Origin of the sequence: Verminephrobacter aporrectodeae subsp. tuberculatae, from assembly GCF_026127385.1 — a bacterium.
Taxonomy (GTDB): Bacteria; Pseudomonadota; Gammaproteobacteria; order Burkholderiales; family Burkholderiaceae_C; genus Acidovorax; species Acidovorax aporrectodeae.
The window spans coordinates 1130251-1148861 of the sequence record NZ_QZCX01000001.1 but is presented as its reverse complement, the minus strand read 5'-3'; the positions used below and the strand labels follow the sequence as shown (position 1 = coordinate 1148861).

Annotated in this window: 12 protein-coding genes, 1 other RNA gene, 3 pseudogenes and 1 riboswitch; of the genes and pseudogenes, 9 read left to right on the top strand and 7 right to left on the bottom strand. The window is 68.6% G+C overall.

Features of this window, described 5'->3' with window-relative positions; genetic code table 11:
• Positions 1 to 110: 110 nt before the first annotated feature.
• The 3 genes and pseudogenes from D5041_RS04860 to D5041_RS04850 form a co-directional block, all read right to left on the bottom strand.
• Positions 111 to 1004, bottom strand: a pseudogene (locus D5041_RS04860) (ABC transporter substrate-binding protein); the annotation flags it as partial.
• Entirely contained in the window at positions 1001 to 1609 is a 609-nt protein-coding gene (locus D5041_RS04855; RefSeq protein ID WP_265283996.1) for a bifunctional adenosylcobinamide kinase/adenosylcobinamide-phosphate guanylyltransferase, read from the bottom strand. The pseudogene D5041_RS04860 and the gene D5041_RS04855, both read right to left, overlap by 4 nt.
• Positions 1606 to 3474: a TonB-dependent receptor domain-containing protein gene (locus tag D5041_RS04850; protein WP_407702224.1), complete on the bottom strand. Its 1869-nt coding sequence runs from the start codon at positions 3472 to 3474 to the stop codon at positions 1606 to 1608. Before D5041_RS04850 ends, D5041_RS04855 begins: the two co-directional genes overlap by 4 nt.
• Positions 3475 to 3554: 80 nt before the next feature.
• A riboswitch (cobalamin riboswitch) is annotated at positions 3555 to 3792 on the bottom strand.
• Positions 3793 to 3936: 144 nt separating this feature from the next.
• On the opposite strand from D5041_RS04850, the gene D5041_RS04845 reads away from it, so the two are divergent.
• The 7 genes and pseudogenes from D5041_RS04845 to D5041_RS22090 all read left to right on the top strand — a co-directional run.
• Positions 3937 to 4149, top strand: a complete 213-nt coding sequence (locus tag D5041_RS04845) for a cell division protein ZapB (protein ID WP_010101119.1) — start codon at positions 3937 to 3939, stop codon at positions 4147 to 4149.
• Positions 4146 to 4466: a cell division protein ZapA gene (locus tag D5041_RS04840; RefSeq protein WP_010101122.1), complete on the top strand. Its 321-nt coding sequence runs from the start codon at positions 4146 to 4148 to the stop codon at positions 4464 to 4466. Before D5041_RS04845 ends, D5041_RS04840 begins: the two co-directional genes overlap by 4 nt.
• Positions 4467 to 4528: 62 nt before the next feature.
• Positions 4529 to 4708, top strand: a non-coding RNA gene (gene ssrS, locus D5041_RS22240) — 6S RNA.
• Between the two features lie 62 nt (positions 4709 to 4770).
• Positions 4771 to 5589, top strand: a complete 819-nt coding sequence (locus D5041_RS04835; protein WP_265283995.1) for a sulfite exporter TauE/SafE family protein — start codon at positions 4771 to 4773, stop codon at positions 5587 to 5589.
• Between the two features lie 62 nt (positions 5590 to 5651).
• On the top strand, positions 5652 to 6494 hold the full coding sequence (proC, locus tag D5041_RS04830; RefSeq protein WP_265282444.1) for a pyrroline-5-carboxylate reductase: 843 nt from the start codon (positions 5652 to 5654) through the stop codon (positions 6492 to 6494).
• A gap of 122 nt (positions 6495 to 6616) precedes the next feature.
• Positions 6617 to 6885 (top strand): annotated as a pseudogene (locus tag D5041_RS04825) (pyrroline-5-carboxylate reductase family protein); the annotation flags it as partial.
• Positions 6886 to 7123: 238 nt separating this feature from the next.
• A pseudogene (locus tag D5041_RS22090) lies at positions 7124 to 7168 on the top strand (hypothetical protein); the annotation flags it as partial.
• Positions 7169 to 7315: 147 nt separating this feature from the next.
• Here D5041_RS22090 and ubiA read toward each other — a convergent pair.
• The 3 genes from ubiA to D5041_RS04810 form a co-directional block, all read right to left on the bottom strand.
• A complete protein-coding gene (gene ubiA, locus D5041_RS04820) occupies positions 7316 to 8200 on the bottom strand; it encodes a 4-hydroxybenzoate octaprenyltransferase (protein ID WP_265283994.1) in 885 nt (294 codons plus the stop codon).
• A 68-nt stretch (positions 8201 to 8268) separates the two neighbouring features.
• The gene (locus tag D5041_RS04815) at positions 8269 to 9798 is read right to left on the bottom strand and encodes a CYTH and CHAD domain-containing protein (protein ID WP_265283993.1); all 1530 of its coding nucleotides are present in this window, start codon (positions 9796 to 9798) and stop codon (positions 8269 to 8271) included.
• 61 nt (positions 9799 to 9859) lie between these two features.
• Entirely contained in the window at positions 9860 to 10366 is a 507-nt protein-coding gene (locus tag D5041_RS04810; protein ID WP_029554573.1) for a Dps family protein, read from the bottom strand.
• 253 nt (positions 10367 to 10619) lie between these two features.
• Between D5041_RS04810 and D5041_RS04805 the strand changes: the two genes are divergently transcribed.
• Together D5041_RS04805 and D5041_RS04800 are read left to right on the top strand one after the other, a co-directional pair.
• Positions 10620 to 11453 (top strand): dienelactone hydrolase family protein, encoded by an 834-nt coding sequence (locus D5041_RS04805; protein ID WP_265283992.1) that lies wholly within the window; start codon positions 10620 to 10622, stop codon positions 11451 to 11453.
• A 133-nt stretch (positions 11454 to 11586) separates the two neighbouring features.
• The gene (locus D5041_RS04800) at positions 11587 to 12759 is read left to right on the top strand and encodes an MFS transporter (RefSeq protein WP_265283991.1); all 1173 of its coding nucleotides are present in this window, start codon (positions 11587 to 11589) and stop codon (positions 12757 to 12759) included.
• 22 nt (positions 12760 to 12781) lie between these two features.
• On the opposite strand, the gene D5041_RS04795 is transcribed toward D5041_RS04800, so the two are convergent.
• Positions 12782 to 18607: a non-ribosomal peptide synthetase gene (locus D5041_RS04795; protein WP_265283990.1), complete on the bottom strand. Its 5826-nt coding sequence runs from the start codon at positions 18605 to 18607 to the stop codon at positions 12782 to 12784.
• Between the last annotated feature and the right edge of the window lie 4 nt (positions 18608 to 18611).

Genomic DNA, 18611 nt, shown 5'->3' with positions numbered 1-18611 from the left:
CGCTGTCGCTGCCCCCCGAGGGGGCTGAATCTTGCTTGGGAGCGGCCCGGCGCGGCAGCGGGCGGCGGAGCCTCGCCGCCGCCCGAAGGCGCGTGCCCAGGCCGCGCGGCCGCTTTCTCCGTCAGGCAGCGCGCCATGATGCGCGCGGCATCGGCCAGGCGCGGACCGGGGCGCACCAAGATGTCGGCGTCCTTTGCGCCGAACACGCAGACGCGCCCCGTGCGCACGGCGCGCAGGCGGTCCCAGCCCGGGTAGGCCAGCATGGCCTGCATGCTGCGGTTGCCGATCATGATGACGTCGGGGTCGGCGCGCAGCACGAACTCGGGGCTCAGCCGGGGAAACGGCCCCAGCGACGCGGGAACCACATTGCGTGCGCCCAGGCGCGCGAGCGATTCGCCGATGAACGAGGCCGCACCCGCGGCATACGGCCCCCGGCTGACCTCGAAGTAGACGCGCGCGTTCCTCGCCCCGGGCGGCAGCGCCTGGGCCGCAGCCCGCACGCCGGCGTCGATCGCGCGCCACAAACGGTCGGCCCCTTGCGCGCGCGGCACGCCGAGCAGATCGCCGATCACGGCGAGCACGCGGTGCACGTCGGCGTGCGTTTTGGGTTCCAGCACGACCACGTTCAGCCCCAGCGCTTCGAGCCGCTCGCTGGCGGCGCCCGAGCTGCGCGCGAGCAGCACCACGTCGGGCCTGAGCGCCACGATGGCCTCGATGCTCGGGTCGAGCCCGCCGCCCAGCTTGGGCAGCCTGCCGGTTTCGGCCTCGGGCCAGTTGGAATCGCGGTCCACGCCCACGAGGCGCTGGCACTGCCCCAGCGCGCACACGCTCTCGGTCAGCGAGGGCAGCAGGCTCACGACGCGCTGCGGCGCGCGCGGCAAGCGCAGCACGCGGCCCCGGTCGTCCCCGACGTGCACCGGCTGCGCCAGCCCGGCCATGGGCAGGCCCGGCAGCACCAGGATCGCCAGCGCCCAAAGGACGCGGCGCGCGGGGGACGGATTCATCGGCAAGGGTCTTTCAGGGTCAGGGGCAGCCCGGCCACCATCAGGGTGACGCGCGGGCAGATCTGCGCCAGTTGCTGGTTCAGTGTACCCAGCGCGTCAACGAAGGCACGCACCGCGCGGCCCAGCGGTATCACGCCCAGGCCGATCTCGTTGCCCACCAGAACGACGGGGCCGGGGGCTTTGCGGATGGCTTCCAGAAACAGGACGCGTTGCTTTTCCCAATCCAGCGCGAGCGCCTGCCTTTGCGGCGAATCCATCGCGTCCAGCCCGATCGGCATGCTCCAGTGGCTGAGCCAGAGCGTGAGGCAGTCCACCACGAGCAGGGTTTGCGCGCCGCCGTGCCGCAGCAGCGCGGCGGCAAGGTCATGCGGCTCCTGCACGGTCCCGAGGCCCGGGACGCGTTCGGCGCGCTCGCGCTGGTGGCGCGCGATGCGCTCGCGCATCTCGTCGTCGCCGGGCTCGGCGGTGGCTATCAGCAGCGCGCGGTGCGCACCGCTGAGAGCCAACCAATCGCATGCCAGTTGCTCGGCGCGACGCGACTTGCCGCTCTTTTGCCCGCCCACGATGAGCTCGGTGGTAGCGGAAAGCGCAGAGGCCGGATTCATCGAGGCGCCCATTTCAGGCCCACATACAGACTGCGGCCGGGCGTGGCGTAGCCGCGCGCCAGTTCGTAGTTCTTGTTGGCCAGGTTGTCGATGCGCGCCAGCAGCTGGTAGTCGCGCGCCACGCGGGTCTGCGCGTACAGGTTGAGCAGCGCGTAGCCCCCGAGCCGGTTGGCGTTCGCCGCGTCATCGAAGCGCTGGCCCGAGGCCTGCGCCTCGGCGCCCACGGTCCAGTCGGCGACGCGCGTGTCGGCGCCCACCGTGGCGTGGTGTCTGGCCCGGCGCGGGGCCTGCTTGCCCGTGTCCAGGTTGCGCGGATTTTGCAGGTCCAGCGAAGCGTGCAGTTGCACCCCCGACAGCGCGTGCGCGCCGGCAAGGGTCAGCCCCGTGGATTGCGCGCGCGCGATGTTCGCGTAGCAGCCGTAGCTCGACGCGCAGGCGCCCGCCGCGCCGAACGCAATCAGGTCGCTGAACCGGTTGCGATAGGCCAGCACCGAGAAGCTGCTGCGGCCCCGGGCGTAGCGCAGACCCAGTTCGGCGTTGCGGCTGCTCTCGGGTTGCAGCGTGGCGACACCGTATTTGCTGAAACGCTGGTACAGGGTCGGCGCCCGGAAAGCCGTCCCCACCGAGGCGCTGGCGCGCCAGTCCGCGGTGAACGCGTAGCCATACGCCGCACTGCCCGTGTCCTTGGCGCCGAATTCGCTGTCGGCGTCGTGGCGCAGATTCAGCTGCACGGTGTGGCGCCCGGAGATCAGGCCATAGCCCAGCGCCAGCGCGTCCTGCGCGCGGCTGCGGTCGATGGGGGCGTTTTGCAGCGCGTCTTCGCGGCGCTCGAGCGCGGCGCTGAAGCGGTGCGCGCCCAGGCGGTAGTCGTTCTGCCAGAGGTAGCCGCGCAGCCCGGTCTCGGTGCGGTAGGGCGAGGGCGTGGTCGCGTAGCGGCTGAGCGCGTCGGTGACCGACAGGCGCGTTGCGTAGGCCTGCGACCATTGCGCCGCCCAGGTCAGCCCCGCCGTGCGCAGGCGTTGCAGGCTGCGGTCATCGACCGGGCGGGCGGCGTCGTGGCCGTAATCGTCGTAGCCCGCATTCAGGTAGCTGGCGAGCCAGCTGGTGTCGATGCGGTGGCGCTCGTCGATGCGCCAACCGAGCCGCGCATGGCCCGAGGCCAGGCGATGCGCGTCCCGGTCCGGGTTGTGCGTGCCGCGGGTCTGGACGTCGAAACCCGCGCTGCTCTCGCGCGCCAGCCCGAGCGAATAGTCCAGCGCGCCGCCCTGCCCGGCGCTGCCGCTGACGCCGGCCTCGACCTTGCGCGTGGCCTGGCTGCCCAGGCCGATTCCCGCGTACGGCCTGGCGGGGCCTTCCCCCTTGCGGGTGAAAAGCTGGATCACCCCGCCGATGGCGTCCGATCCATAGACCGCCGCGGCCGGGCCGCGCAGCACCTCGATGCGCTCGATCTGCGCCAGCGGGATCTGCTCCCATTGCGCCCCGCCCGTGGACTGCGAATCGACCCGCACCCCGTCGATGTAGACCGCCGCATGGCGCGATTCGGCGCCGCGCAGGAAGACGCTGGCGCTATTGCCGACCCCGCCGTTGCGCGCCATCTCCACGCCCGGCAGGCGCGCGAGCAGATCGACCAGACCCGCGGCGCCGCTGTGTTCCATGGTTTCGCGGTCCACGACGGACAGGTCGGCCACCAGGTCGGACAGGGGCTGCTCGGCGCGCGTGGCGGTGACCACGGTCTCTTGCAGCGCGGGTGTCGCGGACTCCTGCGCATGCGCCATATGGCCGCAGACAAGGGAAAGAACGGCCAGCGCACCCGGGCGCAGGCACAGCGGCGCGGCACGGCACGCATGAGGGGTATGGAGATGCATGGGGATCGAAGGACAAGCGAACAACCCGCGCCGGCACCCCGCCAGCGTTGTGGGCGATACGGCTGCGCATGGACGCCCATGCACGAACCACCTCGTTGGCCGGTATCCGGGCTGGCGGAACACCCCCCAATGCCTTCCCATGCACTTGTTCAAGGCGCGCAGTGGCGTATGGATGGAGAGAGAATCGGCTGATTCGTCCGCTGACCGTTGCGGGGGCAGCGCAGGCCCGGCGCGCCATGGTTGACGGCACCCCTCCCTGCTTCCCGTTGAACTGCGGCATGTGAACCACGCCGCGGGCACCAACGGGCGGCATTCTAAGCCAGCGTCGTAACTTGCCCGAAGCGGTTCTTGCACGGAGCTCCGTTTGCGCAAATAGTGCGCGCGGCGCCGGCCATGGCCCGCAGCGATGGGGCTGATTAGTTACGCTCATTCATATACCGCAATCCTAAAATTGCGCGCTGTATGGCACCCGCATCCCCCATTGACCAGATTGCCGAACGCGTCGAGCGCCTGCTGCTGCGCCACGCGCAATTGCAACGCGCGAACGCGCTGCTGACCGAGCAGGTGACCGCGCTGACGCAGGAACGGGACTCGCTGAGAGCGCGCCTGAGCGCGGCGCGCGCGCGCATCGACGCGCTGCTCGAGCGCCTGCCCGCAACGAGAGAAACCCCATGAAGCAAGTCGAGGTGCAGATCCTGCAGCAAAGCTATCTGCTGAGCTGCACCGAGGGCCGGGAAACCCGCCTGCGCGACGCCGCCGCGCGCGTCGATGCCGCCATGACGCGCATCCGCGACGCAGGCAAGGTCCGGACCCGCGAACGCATCGCCGTGCTCGCCGCAGTGAACCTGGCGTTCGACCTCGCGGACCGCGAGGCCGCCGCGCCGGCCGCAGGCGCGCGCGCGGCCGATCTGCCCGAAGGCGCCGACCCGCGTCTGCACACGCTGGTGCGGCGCCTGGACCAGGCCCTGGGCGACGACGCCCAGTTGTTTTGATCCAAGACAAGACAAGCGGGGCGTGATCCCCGTTTCAGGCGCTGCGCCAGCGCCTACAATGGCAGCGTCTGCGAGGCTGTCGGGTCCTATATTTCCTTGAACCAATGCTCAATGAGCACGGGCTTGGTATATTGCCCGGTGGGCGTGATCATCTCGCGTCAGATGAACCCAACACCGGGCTGCCCTCGCCCACCTGGACCCCCGGTTCAGGATGAGGGTCCGGCGGCATTCGCAGACACCTTCCCCTCCCCCCTTCCCGTCACCGCGTCCCGCCACGGCCGGGTGCACCGCCCTCATCTGCCCCATGCCGGACCTCCTCCTGATCGTTGAACTCGGCGTCCTGGGCCTTGCCACGGGCTTTCTCGCGGGCCTGCTGGGAATCGGCGGCGGCATGCTGCTCGTGCCGTTCATGACGTACATCCTGGGCGCGCAAAAAGTGGCCCCCGACCTGGCGGTGAAGATGGCGATTGCGACCTCGATGGCGACCATCGTGTTCACGTCGATCTCCAGCGTGCGGGCGCACCAGCGGCGCGGCGCGGTGCGCTGGGACATCGTCCGGCGCCTCGCCCCGGGCATCGTTGCCGGGGGCTTTCTCGCCAGCCTGGGCGTTTTCGCGCTGCTCAAGGGCGCGTTCCTGGCGATCTTTTTCGCGCTCTTCGTGGGCTTCTCGGCCACGCAGATGTTCCTGGACAGGAAGCCCGCGCCCACGCGGCAGATGCCGGGCAACGCCGGGCAGTTGGGCGCAGGCGGGGCGATCGGGTTTCTCTCGGGGCTGGTCGGAGCCGGCGGCGGCTTCGTGAGCGTGCCCTTCATGACCTGGTGCAACGTTCCCATGCACAACGCCGTAGCCACCAGCGCCGCGCTCGGATTTCCGATTGCACTGGCGAATGGCCTGGGCTATGCGATCAGCGGACAGGGCGTGCACGGATTGCCCGCGGCGTCTCTGGGCTATATCTGGCTGCCCGCCCTGGCGGTCATCGCCACCTGCAGCGTGCTCACCGCCCCCCTGGGCGCGAAGGCCGCGCACGGCCTGCCCGTGAAACGGCTCAAGCGGGTGTTCGCGTCCCTGCTGTTCACCCTGGCGGCGTACATGCTCTTCAAGGGGGTCGCTGCGGCCGGATAAATCCCCTCCGGGGGGACGCGCGCTACCATCGCGCTTCCGATTCGTCCCTCCGCCCAGCTGCCATGCGCCAGAACACCGCCACCCCTGCCCACGCCCTGCCCGTGATCGCCTTTATCGGCGGCGGCAATATGGCCAGCGCCATCATTGGCGGCTTGATCGACCAAGGCCAGCAGGCCAGCCAGATCGAGGTGCTCGAACCCGGAGCCGAAGCGCGCGAGGCCCTGCGCAGCACGCATGGCGTCGAGCCCCTGCCCGAGGCCGGCGCGGCGCTGGAGCGCGCGCAGGTCGTGGTTTGGGCGGTCAAACCGCAGGTCTTCAGGGACGCCGCTGCGCAGGCCGGGGCGCATGTCCGGCAGGCCCTGCATCTGAGCGTGGCGGCCGGCATCCGCTGCGACAGCATCGTCCGGTGGCTGGGCTGCGAGCGGGTGGCGCGCGCCATGCCGAACACGCCGGCGTTGGTGCGCAAGGGCATGAGCGCGCTGTACGCCCGCCCCGCCGTAAGTGCCGCCGAGCGCCAGAGCGTCGAAGCCATCATGGCCTGCACCGGCGAGTTCCTGTGGGTGGAAAACGAAAAGCAGCTCGACGCCGTCACCGCGCTCTCGGGTTCGGGCCCGGCCTACGTGTTCTACTTTCTCGAAGCCATGGTCCGCGCCGGTGTCGGCATGGGGCTGTCGGAGCCGCAGGCGTACCGATTGGCCGTGGCCACCTTCGCTGGCGCCGCAGAGCTGGCCCGCCGCTCGGACGAGCCCCCCGCCGTGCTGCGCCAGCGCGTGACCTCCAAGGGCGGGACCACCCATGCAGCGCTGCAAGCCCTGGAAGACGCGGGCGTGGGCGCCAGCTTCGAGGCCGCGATGCACGCCGCCGAGCGCCGCGCGCATGCATTGGGCGATGCGTTCGGCGCCTGAGCGTCTGCTTGCATCTACCCGAGCGGAAGCCATTTGCTGAGCGCAGCGCGCAGCAGATGGCTGCCGGCGATTCCCGCAAACACCGTGCACCCCAGCCAGTGGTTCACGCGGAAGGCTGTCCCGAAGCCATGGTCCGTGCCGGTGTCGGCATGAGCTTGTCGGAGCCGCAGGCGTACCGCTTGGCCGTGGCCACCTCGCTGGCGCCGCAGAGCTGGCCCGCCGCTCGGACGAGCCCCCCGCCGTGCTGCGCCAGCGCGTGACCTCCAAGGGCGGGACCACCCATGCAACGCAGCACGCCCTGGAAGACGCGGGCGTGGGCGCCAGCTTCGAGGCCGCGATGCACGCCGCCGAGCGCCGCGCGCATGCATTGGGCGATGCGTTCGGCGCCTGAGCGTCTGCTTGCATCTACCCGAGCGGAAGCCATTTGCTGAGCGCAGCGCGCAGCAGATGGCTGCCGGCGATTCCCGCAAACACCGTGCACCCCAGCCAGTGGTTCACGCGGAAGGCTGTCCCGAAGCCATGGTCCGTGCCGGTGTCGGCATGAGCTTGTCGGAGCCGCAGGCGTACCGCTTGGCCGTGGCCACCTCGCTGGCGCCGCAGAGCTGGCCCGCCGCTCGGACGCCCCCGCCATGCTGCGCCAGCGCGTGACCTCCAAGGGCGGGACCACCCATGCAACGCAGCACGCCCTGGAAGACGCGGGCGTGGGCGCCAGCTTCGAGGCCGCAATTGCACGCCGCCGAGCGCCGCGCGCATGCATTGGGCAATACATTTGGCGCCTGGGCGTTTGCTTGCCTCTACCCCCCGTAGGGGGAGAGCGGAAGCTATTTGCTGAGCGCAGCGCGCAGCAGATGGCTGCCGGCGATTCCCGCAAACACCGTGCACCCCAGCCAGTGGTTCACGCGAAAGGCCGCAAAGCAGCCCGCGCGCGTGCGCTCGCGGATCAGGCGCCAGTGCCACGGAACCTGCGCCAACGCAGCCACAATTGCCATATGAAACGGAGCTCCCAGGGCATAAGGCTCGAGCGCCACGAGCCAGATGGAGAGAAAAAGCAGGTAGAACACCACGATCGCCGCGACGTCCATGCGGCCCAGCGTGATGGCCGAGGTCCGGATGCCGATCCGCAGGTCGTCGTCCCGGTCAACCATGGCGTATTCGGTGTCGTAGGCCAGCACCCAGAACAGGGTGCCGAGCCACATCCACCAGGCCACGGCGGGCACCGTGCCCTGCACCGCGGCGAACGCGATCACGATGCCGAAGTTGTAGGCGATCCCCAGGACGGCCTGCGGCATGGCGATCAGGCGCTTGGCAAACGGGTAGGCAATGGCCACCAGCAGGGCCGGCACCGACCAGGCAATCGCCGCCGCGCGGGTGCTGAGCACCAGACCGAAAGCCAGCAGCGCCAGCACGGCGCCCACGGCCAGCGCCTCCTGCACGCCCACGGCGCCGGTGGTCACCGGGCGGTGCGCGGTGCGCTTGACGTGCTTGTCGAATTCGCGGTCGGCGACGTCGTTCACGCAGCAGCCCGCGCTGCGCATGAGGAAGGTTCCGAGCACGAACACCGCCAGCAGGTGCCAGCCCGGAAAACCGTCCGCCGCGATCCACAGCGCGCTCAGCGTGGGCCACAGGCACACCAGCCAGCCAGCAGGGCGGTCCCAGCGGATGAGGTCGAGGTACAGGGACGTGCGGCTGCGCGGTGCGTGGGACATGGGGGTGGACGGCGGGCAGCCGTGTTTATAAGCGATGCCTGTTGCACGCGATCGCCAGCCGCGCCGGCTCAGCGGTGCTTGCGTCCCGCTGCCACGCCGCGCAGAAATGCCACGAGTTCCGGCGCGGCGCCGTGCTGCCCGGCAAGCAGCGCGGCCTGCACGGTGTCGCGCGTGGCGCCCAGGCGGTTCTGCCAGGCGAGGGCCTGCGCATGGCGGCGCCGCTCGCGCCCGGGCAGCAGGGGCGCGAGCGCCTCGCTGGCATAGCGCAAGCGCTTGGCCAGGATGCGCGCGCGGTGCTGCGCGTCCAGGCCGCCGTGCGCCGCCTCGGCCAAGGCCCCGTCAAGGCGCTTGGCAAGGTCGCGCGTGCGGCGGCGCAGCCAGCGCCGGGCCGGCTTGGGCTCCGGCAGCGGCGGCGCAGCGGCCGCATCGACCAAGGGGCCGTCGAGCGTTTCAAGCCATTCCACCCAGGCCAGCAGCACCTGCCCCACGGCCGGCGCCTGCAAGGCCTGGTGCACCGCTTCCAGCGCCTGCTGCGCGGCCTGTTCGAGCGCCGCCTGCAAATCCTGCCACGCGCGCCGCCGCTGCGCCGCGTCGGCGACGAAGTCCTGCGCCAGCGGGGGCAGGGTGTCCAGGCGCGCCACGTCGAGGTCGCGCAGCGCCCCCAGGGCGGCGAGCAAGGGCCCGAGGGGCGCCCAGGGCGGCAGCGCCGGCAGACCCGGCCGCAGCAGACGGTGCAGGCTGCGAAAGCGCCGCCAGCCCACCCGCGCCTGGTGCAGCAGTTCGGGCGCATCGGGCGCCCAGGCCTGCTGCAGCGCGTGCAGATTGGTGCTGAATTGCAGGAACGCCTCGCCCAGGACCTGGCGCGCAATGGCACGCAGGCTCAGTCCGGACGGCAGCGCCACGGGCCGCGCGCTCATGGCCTCGGGGCCGCTGCCTGCCTGGCGCCGCAGCGCAAAGCCGCGCTCGGCCTTGCTCGCCGCCAGGGGCAGCAGCGGCGTGCTGCGGGCAATGCGGCGGGCCAGCGCGAACAGCGCCGCGGGCGGGCCTTCGAGGAGTTCCAATTCCAGTTCGGCAATCGGCGCCTGGCATTCCTGCGCGACGATGCGGCCAATATCCAGCGCCACCTCCACCCGGCCACCTCCGGGAACGCGCAGCGTCCAGCGGGTGCGCTCGAAGTCGGTGGCAAAGCAGGGCTCGAGCGCTGCGGCCAGAACGCCTTCGGGGTCCAGCGCCGGCCAGGGGGTGTCGGCGAACTGCCCCAACTCCAGCGCGGGGCCGGCCACTGGCAGCTCCCACTCGCCGCGCTGGCTCAGGGCCGAGTCGCAGCGCCCGGCGGTCTTGAGCGTTTGCAGCCATTGCGCCCCGCGGTCCGCACCCACGCGGCGCAGGCGCAGCGTGGCCCGCTGCTGCCGCAGCGCCTGCGTGGGGGTGTCGTAGTAGACGCTGTGCACCGCCTGCTGCGTCGCCTTGCGGCGCGCCAGCGCGGGCACGGCGGCGATCCGGGCCACCAGGGCCGCTGGGTCGGCCGCCCAGCGCGCGGGCAGCGCGAGCTTGATTTCGACCTCGCCGGCACGCTCAGCGAAAGCGGGTTTGGCCATGGTCAGCGCTCCGTTTGCTGCGCGCGGCCCCGGATGCGCTGCATGGGGGCCCGGGCGCGGATCATTCCTCGAGCAGCGAGCGCAGCATCCACGCCGTTTGCTCGTGCACCGCGAGGCGCTGGGTCAGCAGGTCGGCCGTGGGTTCGTCGCCCGCCTTGTCGGCCAGCGGGAACAGGCCGCGCGCAGTGCGGGCCACGGCCTCGTGGCCCTGGACCAGCACGCGCACCATGTCCAGCGCCCTGGGCGGCTTGGCCGGTGCATCGGGCACGCTGGCGAGCTGGCCGAATTCGGCATACGAACCCGGCGCCACGTGGCCCAGCGAGCGGATGCGCTCGGCCACCGGATCCACCGCGTTCCACAGCTCGGTGTACTGCGCCATGAACATGCTGTGCAGCGTGTTGAACATCGGGCCGGTCACGTTCCAATGGAAGTTGTGCGTGGTCAGATACAGGGTGTAGGTGTCGGCCAGCAGGCGCGAGAGCCCCTGCGCAATGGCGGCGCGGTCCTGCGTGCTGATGCCGATGTCGATGTCGATGCCGGGGACGGTGGTCTTGGGGTTTTTTGCCATGCTGCTTCCTTGGTTGAAAAACAACCGCCGGCGTCTGCCGCGCGGGTCTGGAGAGGCCGCAGACAATGCTGCTGCGGTCAGCAATGACTGTAGGGCAAGGGGGCAAAAGTATCCACTGGTAGCCGGCTGTGATTCGCGTTGCAGCGCTTTTCTCCTTGCGCGCGCCGCGCGGATGGGCTTGACGCGCCTGCCGACGCCAATGCAGACTGCGCGCAGGTCAGATTCTGGCTGTGCGACCCCGAGGAATTTCACCATGCAAACCGGCATTGCCCTATTTCTTGCCACGCTGCTGTCCATCCATCCAATATGGGCCGGGGCGCAGGCCGCTGAAGTCACGGGCAGCGCCACGCTGCATACCGAGGCCTCTGCACGCGGCGTGCTTGCCGGGGCGCAGCTGGTCCTTCCCGCCCAGGCCACGGGGGGCGTGCTCTACGCAGGGCCTTTGAAGGACGCTCCGGCGGTGGCGCAGGCCAGAAAAGTACCGGTGGTGCTGTTCCTGCATGGCTCGTCCGGTCTGGGGCCCAAGGCGATTGCCGAATGGCAGCAATGGCTGGGCAGCCTGGGAATTGCCAGCCTGGCGCCGGATTCCTTTGCACTGGCCGACCGCGTGACCTACAAATCACCCGTGAGCAAGGCGGTCTACGAAAGGATTCACGCGCTGCGCAGTTCCGAAATCGGCCTGGGGCTTGCGGCCCTGCAAAACCTGCCGTGGGCAGATACCCGCCGTCTGGTTCTCGCGGGGACGAGCGAGGGCGCCGTCGCGGTGGCCCGCCATGGAGGAAGCGAGTTCATCGGGCGGATGATTTTCTCCTGGAGCTGCGAAGACAACTACTTCGTCGAGAGTCCGCAGACCGCCGTCCTGCCAGGGCAGCCGGTGCTGAACGTCATCAGCGCAGCGGATCCCTTCTTTTCCTCCGCAAACACTTGGCTGGAAAACCCCTTGGCGCAAGGGCATTGCGCGAGAGCCTTCAAGGACCATCCCGACGCCGGCGTGCTGCTCCTGCCCGGCGCACCGCACACGGTGCTGAATGCGCGCGCAGCGCGGCAGGCGGTGCGGGGATTTTTGCTGGATCTGTTTGGGCCCTGAGCCGATGGGGGTATTCCCCCTGCGGCAGAATGCCTGGTCGCTCCCATGGAGCCAGGAACCGGGGCGCCCGCCCAAGCGCTGGCCAAGGCGTTCGGGTGGCCCTTCCGGCTGCCCACACCCAAGGAGGAAACAGATGACCCCCGTTCAGCGCAACGAGCCGCTCCCCATCCCGGTCTACCTCCTTGGTTTCGGCATCTTCGCCTTGGTGACGAGTGAGTTCCAAGTCTCCGGGATGATGCCGGTCATGGCCGACGACCTCGGAGTCAGCATCCCGCAAGTCGGCTACCTCGTATCCCTGTACGCCTTCGCCATGGCCGTTGGCGGCCCCCTGCTCGCCATCGGGCTGCTGAAAACCCCGCCCAAAACAGCGCTCCTCACCCTGTATCTGATTTTCATTGCGGGCGAGGCGATGGGGGCACTCGCCGGGTCCTATCGCATGCTCGTGGTGGCGAGACTGATTACCGGGTCGGCATCGGGAGCCTTCTTTGGCGTTGCGTTGGCGATATGCATCGATCTGGTTGCAGAGCACCGACGGGGATGGGCCACTTCCGTCGTTTTGGCAGGAATCATGGTGGGAACCGTCCTGGGACTGCCGATCGCCAACCTGATCGGCACGCATTTTGGCTGGCGCGAAAGTTTCTGGCTCGTCACGGGCTTGGCCACCCTGGCCTGTCTGGCGAGTATCGGCTGGGTGCCGTCCGTCCCCCGGAACGCAGCCATCAGTTTGAAGGGGGAACTCGCAGCCCTGAAGAACCCGAAGCTGTGGGCCGTCTTCTCCACCAGCCTGCTGATCATCGGCGCTACCTTTGCCGCCTTCAGCTACTTCACGCCCATTCTCAGGAACGTGACGGGGTACGGTGACGGAGCTGTCGCGCTGCTGTTGTTCATTTATGGCTTGGCGACCGTTATCGGCAATACCGTGGTCGGAAAGCTGGCTGATCGCCATACGATTCCAACCCTGTCCATCGGGCTGGTTTTTCTCGCCATGTTCCTGGCGCTGTTTGGTGCATTCACCCACAGCAAGGCGGTTTCCGCACTGGCCCTGGTCGGCATTGGCTTGGTCGGCGTGACGATGAATCCCGCCATGGTGTCCCGTGTGATGCGAACCGCCAATGGGCGCCCCCTGGTGAATACCCTGCATACGTCGGTCATCACGTTGGGAATCGTTCTCGGCACGTTCCTCGGTGGCCTGTGCATCAGCGCCGGTCTGGGTCTGCGCGCGCCGCCGTGGGTTGGATTCTTCATGGCCGTGGCGGGCCTTCTGACGCTCGTCCCCGACGTGCGGTCCCTGCGCTGTCCGCAATGAGGCGCCCCACGCAAGCCGACCGTTACGCGGGTTTGATCGCGGAAAGCGCCATGGCGGCGGGGGCACCGACATCGGCCCGTTGGCCTGCGCACTGCCGACCATAGTGCAGCCAGTAGTCCGGTCCGGACCCTTTCTTCGCGGGCGCACCGCTGCCACTGCCTGCTTCCACGTCAACCCGGTCCGGACCGAACATCGCCTGGAGCAACACACCGGCATCCGTGGGCGCAAGCAAGCGGGACAGGATCACGGCGCCAGGATCGTACCGGTCTCGCACCGTCTGCCACGTCGTCGCCAACCACCGATCCAATTCCACGCGCGCTGCGGTCGTCGCCAGCGCGCCTTGACGCACCCGTTGGATCACTTCGGGCAAGCTCTGCACCTCGTCGGCACGCAGGTGCCGGACCGTGCTGGTCGGCCGGGCAGCCAAGACCGCGAGACCCAGGGCCCGGGCCACTCTATCGACCGGCAGGGCGTCCACGTGGGAGTCCGCCCAGATCGGATCGACGGAAATGGTCAATGCGACCTGTAGCACGCTGCCCAGAATCGTGTTGGTCTTCCAGCAAGGGCTGCCCACCGCCGGAACGATGTGCGGGATACGGATCAGCTCGACGGGCACCTTCAGTTCACGCGCGCGCCACAGCAACTGCTCCGCGACCCATTTGCTCTGTGCGTAGCCCATGACGAGACCGGACGATGAGCCGTCGAGGTCCCGCCCGGGTCGAACCGCGAATCCATGGACGCCACGCCGGATGCAAACGCCCAGGGTCGAGGAGAAGACGATGGGCTTGAGACGCCCCGTCGAGGCCAATCGGACGAGATCCAGGCAAGGAACGGCGTTGACGTCCCGCATGCCGGCGTAGTCGCCTTTGATGTCGACGCTTGCTGCGACGTGAACGATGCGTTCGATTTCCTGACACCATGCGGACCAGCACGCGTCCGACACCCCGAACTGCGGTCTGCTGAGGTCCGCGGCGACGGCCCGGATGCGGTCCACCTGATCCAGTGCCCGATGCAAGCCGTACCGCCCGAGGTTGTGCACGACACGCTGATGCGCATCCGCGTCGGACCGCGCCCGAACCGGGCAGACGACCGTCACTGCGGCATTCTCCAGCAGGTCTGCCAACACATAGGCCCCCACCCATCCGCTGCTTCCCGTCAGGAGCACCTGAGAGACCGCGTGCACGATGTCCGATCGGCTCAGCGCCGACGCCGAAGGGAGCTGCGCCATCAGCTGCGGCAGGTCGGCATCGGCCGTCCCGTCGGCCAGCGCAGGGAAAACGTCCACCGCGGGCACGGTCTGCAAGGAGTCCCCCGTGGAGCCGGCATTGCGTTTGGCTTCCAGGAGAGTTGCCAGGGCCTCGATCGACGCATTCAGCAGAAACTCGTGGATTTCGAGATCGACTCCGAACGTCTCGCGGATCTCGCGCACCATCTGCGTGGCGATCAGTGAATCGCCGCCGAGCTCGAAGAAGTTGTCGGTGATCCCGAGCGCGGAAGTCCGCAGCACACGCTGCCAGATCGCGTGCAGTTGAACCTCGAGTTCGGAGCGCGGCGCCACCCGCTCCGTGTGCTCGGTCATCGCCGCAGGCACGGGTGGCAGCATCTTGTAGTCGATCTTGCCATTCTGGGTCACGGGCAGGCGCTGCAGATGAACGACGTGCTGCGCAACCATGTAGTCGGGCAGCCGGGAAGCCAGGTACTCCTTCACCGCAGAGCGGTCCAGGACAAGCGCCTGCTCGGGCGCCGTGGCGACGATGACGCCAAATCCGAGGAACTCGATGGCCGCGCCGGGTGCCTGTACCGCCATGACGTCCACGAAGCCCGCGGCGCGCATCGCCTGCTCCCATTGCGTTCGGCTCAGCAGGCAGTGCTTGTGCCGCAGGCCGGTGTCGGTAAATCCGTCAAAGCCCTGCTGCAGGCCCATGTGCAGATCGAACGATCGGAAGAACCGGGTCTCTTCCAAAATGACGAGTTGTCCGCCCGGTTTCAGCAGGGCGATCAGATGCTCCAGAGCCAGCGCAACGTCCTTGACGTCGTGCAGCATGCTCGACGCCAGCACCAAGTCGAACGAATTCCGCTGGATGCCCTGGAACTCGGGGAGCACGTCAACGTCGTAGCGCGCGAACGCCAACCCCCGATGCTGCTCACCGAAGCGCTCAGCGGCCCGGCGGAGGAAGAACTCCGAGATGTCCGTGAATACGTAGCGTGTATCGGCCGGGACCCCGTTCAGCACGTGCCGGGTCGCCGATCCGAAGCCGGCACCCACCTCCAGGATGGCCGCCCCGGTCCTGCGCCGGCATCCGAGCAGGACTTCGCACACCCGGGCGAGCTGCTGGTGGTTGTCCAGAAAAAGTTTCTGGTAGACGCGGGCCGTTGCGTCTGCCGTGTAGATCTCCGCTGAATGCAGATGCTCGGTCAGGATGTCGGACAGTCGCTCCACCGCATCGGTGAACCACGCACTGTCTTGCGCACTGAAGTCGAACACCGATTGGAGCAGTTCACGCACTTCCTTCGACAAGGATCCCAGGTCTGGCGCGTCCCAGGCATCGGTGGCTTCGTAGACGCGGGTGCCGACCTCGCGCAGAAGTCCGGCTTCATGGAGCGCATCGAAGGCCCGCTGCAGCCACCGCTCGTAACGGTCCACGACACCCCGTCGAAGCATGTCGGACGGGGTCACGCGCCCCGAGGACCGGCCGAGAAACCCGAGGCGCCCAAAGGCCAGCACAACCGCTGCGAGGTAGTAGTCGTCCAGCCGGTCCCAGGCGATCCTGAGCGTGGCGTCGGCCGGTCGCAGGGTGCACGTGTCAAGCCCCTCGCTCAGCTGCTGCGCAAGCGATGGCATCGGGTCCGAGCGAAGCACCGTTCCCAATGACGAGAGGTGGCCCTTGTCGGGCTGTATATAGGCCACGAGCTCGCGATGGGCACGATCGCCCGTCACCAGCACCGCAGCCGCCAGCACTCCGGGATGCTGGCGAAGCACGGCCGCGATCTCCCCGGGCTCGACCCGGTGGCCCCGGATCTTCACCTGCTCGTCCGAGCGCCCCAGGAACTCGATCGCCCCGTCCGGCAAGTAGCGCCCGAGGTCGCCGGTCTCGTAGCAGCGCTGACCCGATGGCGACGTCACGAACCGCTCTGCCGTGCGTTCGGGGTTCTCCCAGTAGCCCAGGGCGAGCCCATCGCCGCTGATCACGATGCGTCCGCGGACGTAACGGGGACATCGCTCGAAGCGGTCGTTGACGACCTCGACGCACTGTCCCGGCATCGAACGACCATAAGGAATACTGGTCCAGTGCGGGGACAGCGCCCCAATCGGGTACCAGATCGACCAGATCGCCGCCTCCGTGGCACCGCCGAGACCCGTCACCATCGCCTGCGGATAGCAGGCCAGAATACGCGCCGGAAGATCGACCGGAATCCAGTCGCCACTCAGCAGGACCGCGCGCAAGGTTCCTTCGGCGACCCATGCCCTGCCCTCGCGGACGTCCACCAGCATGCACATGAGTTGGGGTGCGGAGTTCCAGATCGTCACCCCATGCTCCCCGATGAGATCGGCCCAGTGGGTCGCATCGAGCCGACGCGCCGGATCCGGCAGGACCACGGCCGCACCGGCCGCCAGCGCCCCGAAGATGTCATAGACCGAGAGGTCGAAACTCAACGACGACACGCTGAGAATCCGGTCCTTCGGCTCCAATCGAAGCAACTGATTCACGGCATCAATGGTTCTGCTGGCGGCCGCGTGCGTGATCATGACGCCCTTGGGCTGACCCGTGGAACCGGAGGTGAACATCACGTAGGCCAGGTTCCGGGGTGCGCCGAGGAGTCGCACCGTCCCGGGGTCGATCGCAGCGGGCAGCGCCGCAGCGACGATCTCCAGCACGGCCAGTTCCTCGGCCACGCCGAGATTACGTGGTACCGGGTTGCTGTCCACCTGGGTCAGCAGACATGTCACGCGACCCGTTTCGATCAGCTCGCGCTGCCGCTCGATTGGCAGGTTCGCGTCCACCGGCATGTAGGCCGCACCGGCAAGCAGCGTGCCAAGCACCGCGACGACCTGCTCCCAGCCCTTGCGCGTGACCACGCCCACCAGCGCCCCGGCTTGAACGCCATGAGACTGCAGCCAGTGAGCCACCGCCAGACTCTCCGACAGCAGTTCCTGGTAACGCATCGTGCGGTCGTGGGCGATGACCGCGATGGCCTCGGGCCTGCGTGCCGCATGCTCGACCAAGCCGGCGTGCAGCAGGCGGCCGGGACTGCTCGTCCCGGCGCATTGCGGGTCTTCGGGGATGCCCTCCTCCTTTGGCCCCGGAGCCATCAGCGAACGAGCCGTCCACGCCTCGTCGCTGTCGGCAAGTCTGTTCAGCACGTCACCGTAGGCGGCGAACATGTCGTCGAGCACGCACGGCTCGAAGAGCGCATCCACTGCGTCCCAGTTGAGGACCAGGTCCCCGGAGATTTCCATCACCTGGTTGTCCAGCCAGACCTGCGGCGTCTGGCTCACGCCGTACACCATCGGACCGAATCGCTCAACCAGCGCCGCATCCTGTCCCGCTTCATTTCCGCTGAGCACCAGGGCACTGGTGAAGACAACGGGCATCGCCGCCGTCAGACCCATCTTGTGCCGCTGGGTCCACTCGCGCAGCACCTGCACACCGGAGAACTCGCGATGCTCGAGGTCCTGCATCAGCTGGCGCTGCATCGCCTGCGCGCGCTCGATGAACGCCGTCGACAAGTCTCGGTGATCCACCTCGAGCATGCTCAGTGAGGTGAAGTCTCCGACCATGCGCAACACGTCCTCGTGCAGCGGCAGGCGATTGAACAGGGTCAGGTTCAGCGTGTAGTGCGCTGCGGCGCTCCATCGCGTCAGGACTTCCGCGTAGGCTGCGAGCAGCAGGCCGGAGGGCGTCAGTCCGAAGTGGCGCACCCGCTCCCTGACCCGGGACCAGCGTGTCGCATCCATCCGGAACCGCCGGCGCGAGAACATCGGCGCCTGGCTGCCGACGCGCTCGCTGACGACGGGCAGATCCGGCGCAGCCGGCAACTGGTCCATGCGATTCAGCCAGTAGTCCCGCGCACGCTGATGGCGTGGACCGCCCAGCAGCTTGCGCTCGGCGAGCAGGTAGTCCCGGTACGTGACGCGGATGGATGGGAGTTCGACGTCGGGCACCGTGTACAGCGCGTGCCATTCCTTGAACAGCACGAACATACTCCAGGCGTCCATGGTCAGCATGTCCAGGCTGACGTGCAGCCGGAGTGCGCCATCGGACATGCGGGTAGCGTGCACGCCGAACAGCGGCCATTGACTGGCCGGCCTGACTTCGTGCGACATCCGCTCGCGTGTCGCCATGACGGCCGCCTGCGCTTCCTGCGGTGTCCGCCCGGTGCAATCGACGACGTCGATGCAATACGGGGGCACCCAATCCAGGACGCGCTGCAGTCCCGTGGCGTCCACCACCGCGCGCAGCATGCCGTGGCGCTCGATGAGCCGCTGCAGGGCGCGCTCGATCCGTCCACAGTCCACCTGGCCGGCGTCCAGCTCGCAGTAGAAATGGGTCGCCACTTGGCCGCTCTCCACCGCATAGTGCCGACCCACCCAATACGCATGCTGGACATCGCTCAACGGGAATGGCTCGGCGGCATGGGCCGGATCGGCCACGAGTTCCGGCAACGCATCGGGCGCCGATGGTTCGGCCAGACTCCGCAGGTTTTCGATGAGGGCGGCCTTGTTCGCTTGAAGGGCTGCACGAAGTTCCGGTGTCAGGGCATGGGCGGGACCGAAGACGCGCAACTCGTCGCCTTGAAGCTCCAGCCGGATACCGGCACGCACCGTTTGTGTCAACAGTTCGTGCATGCTG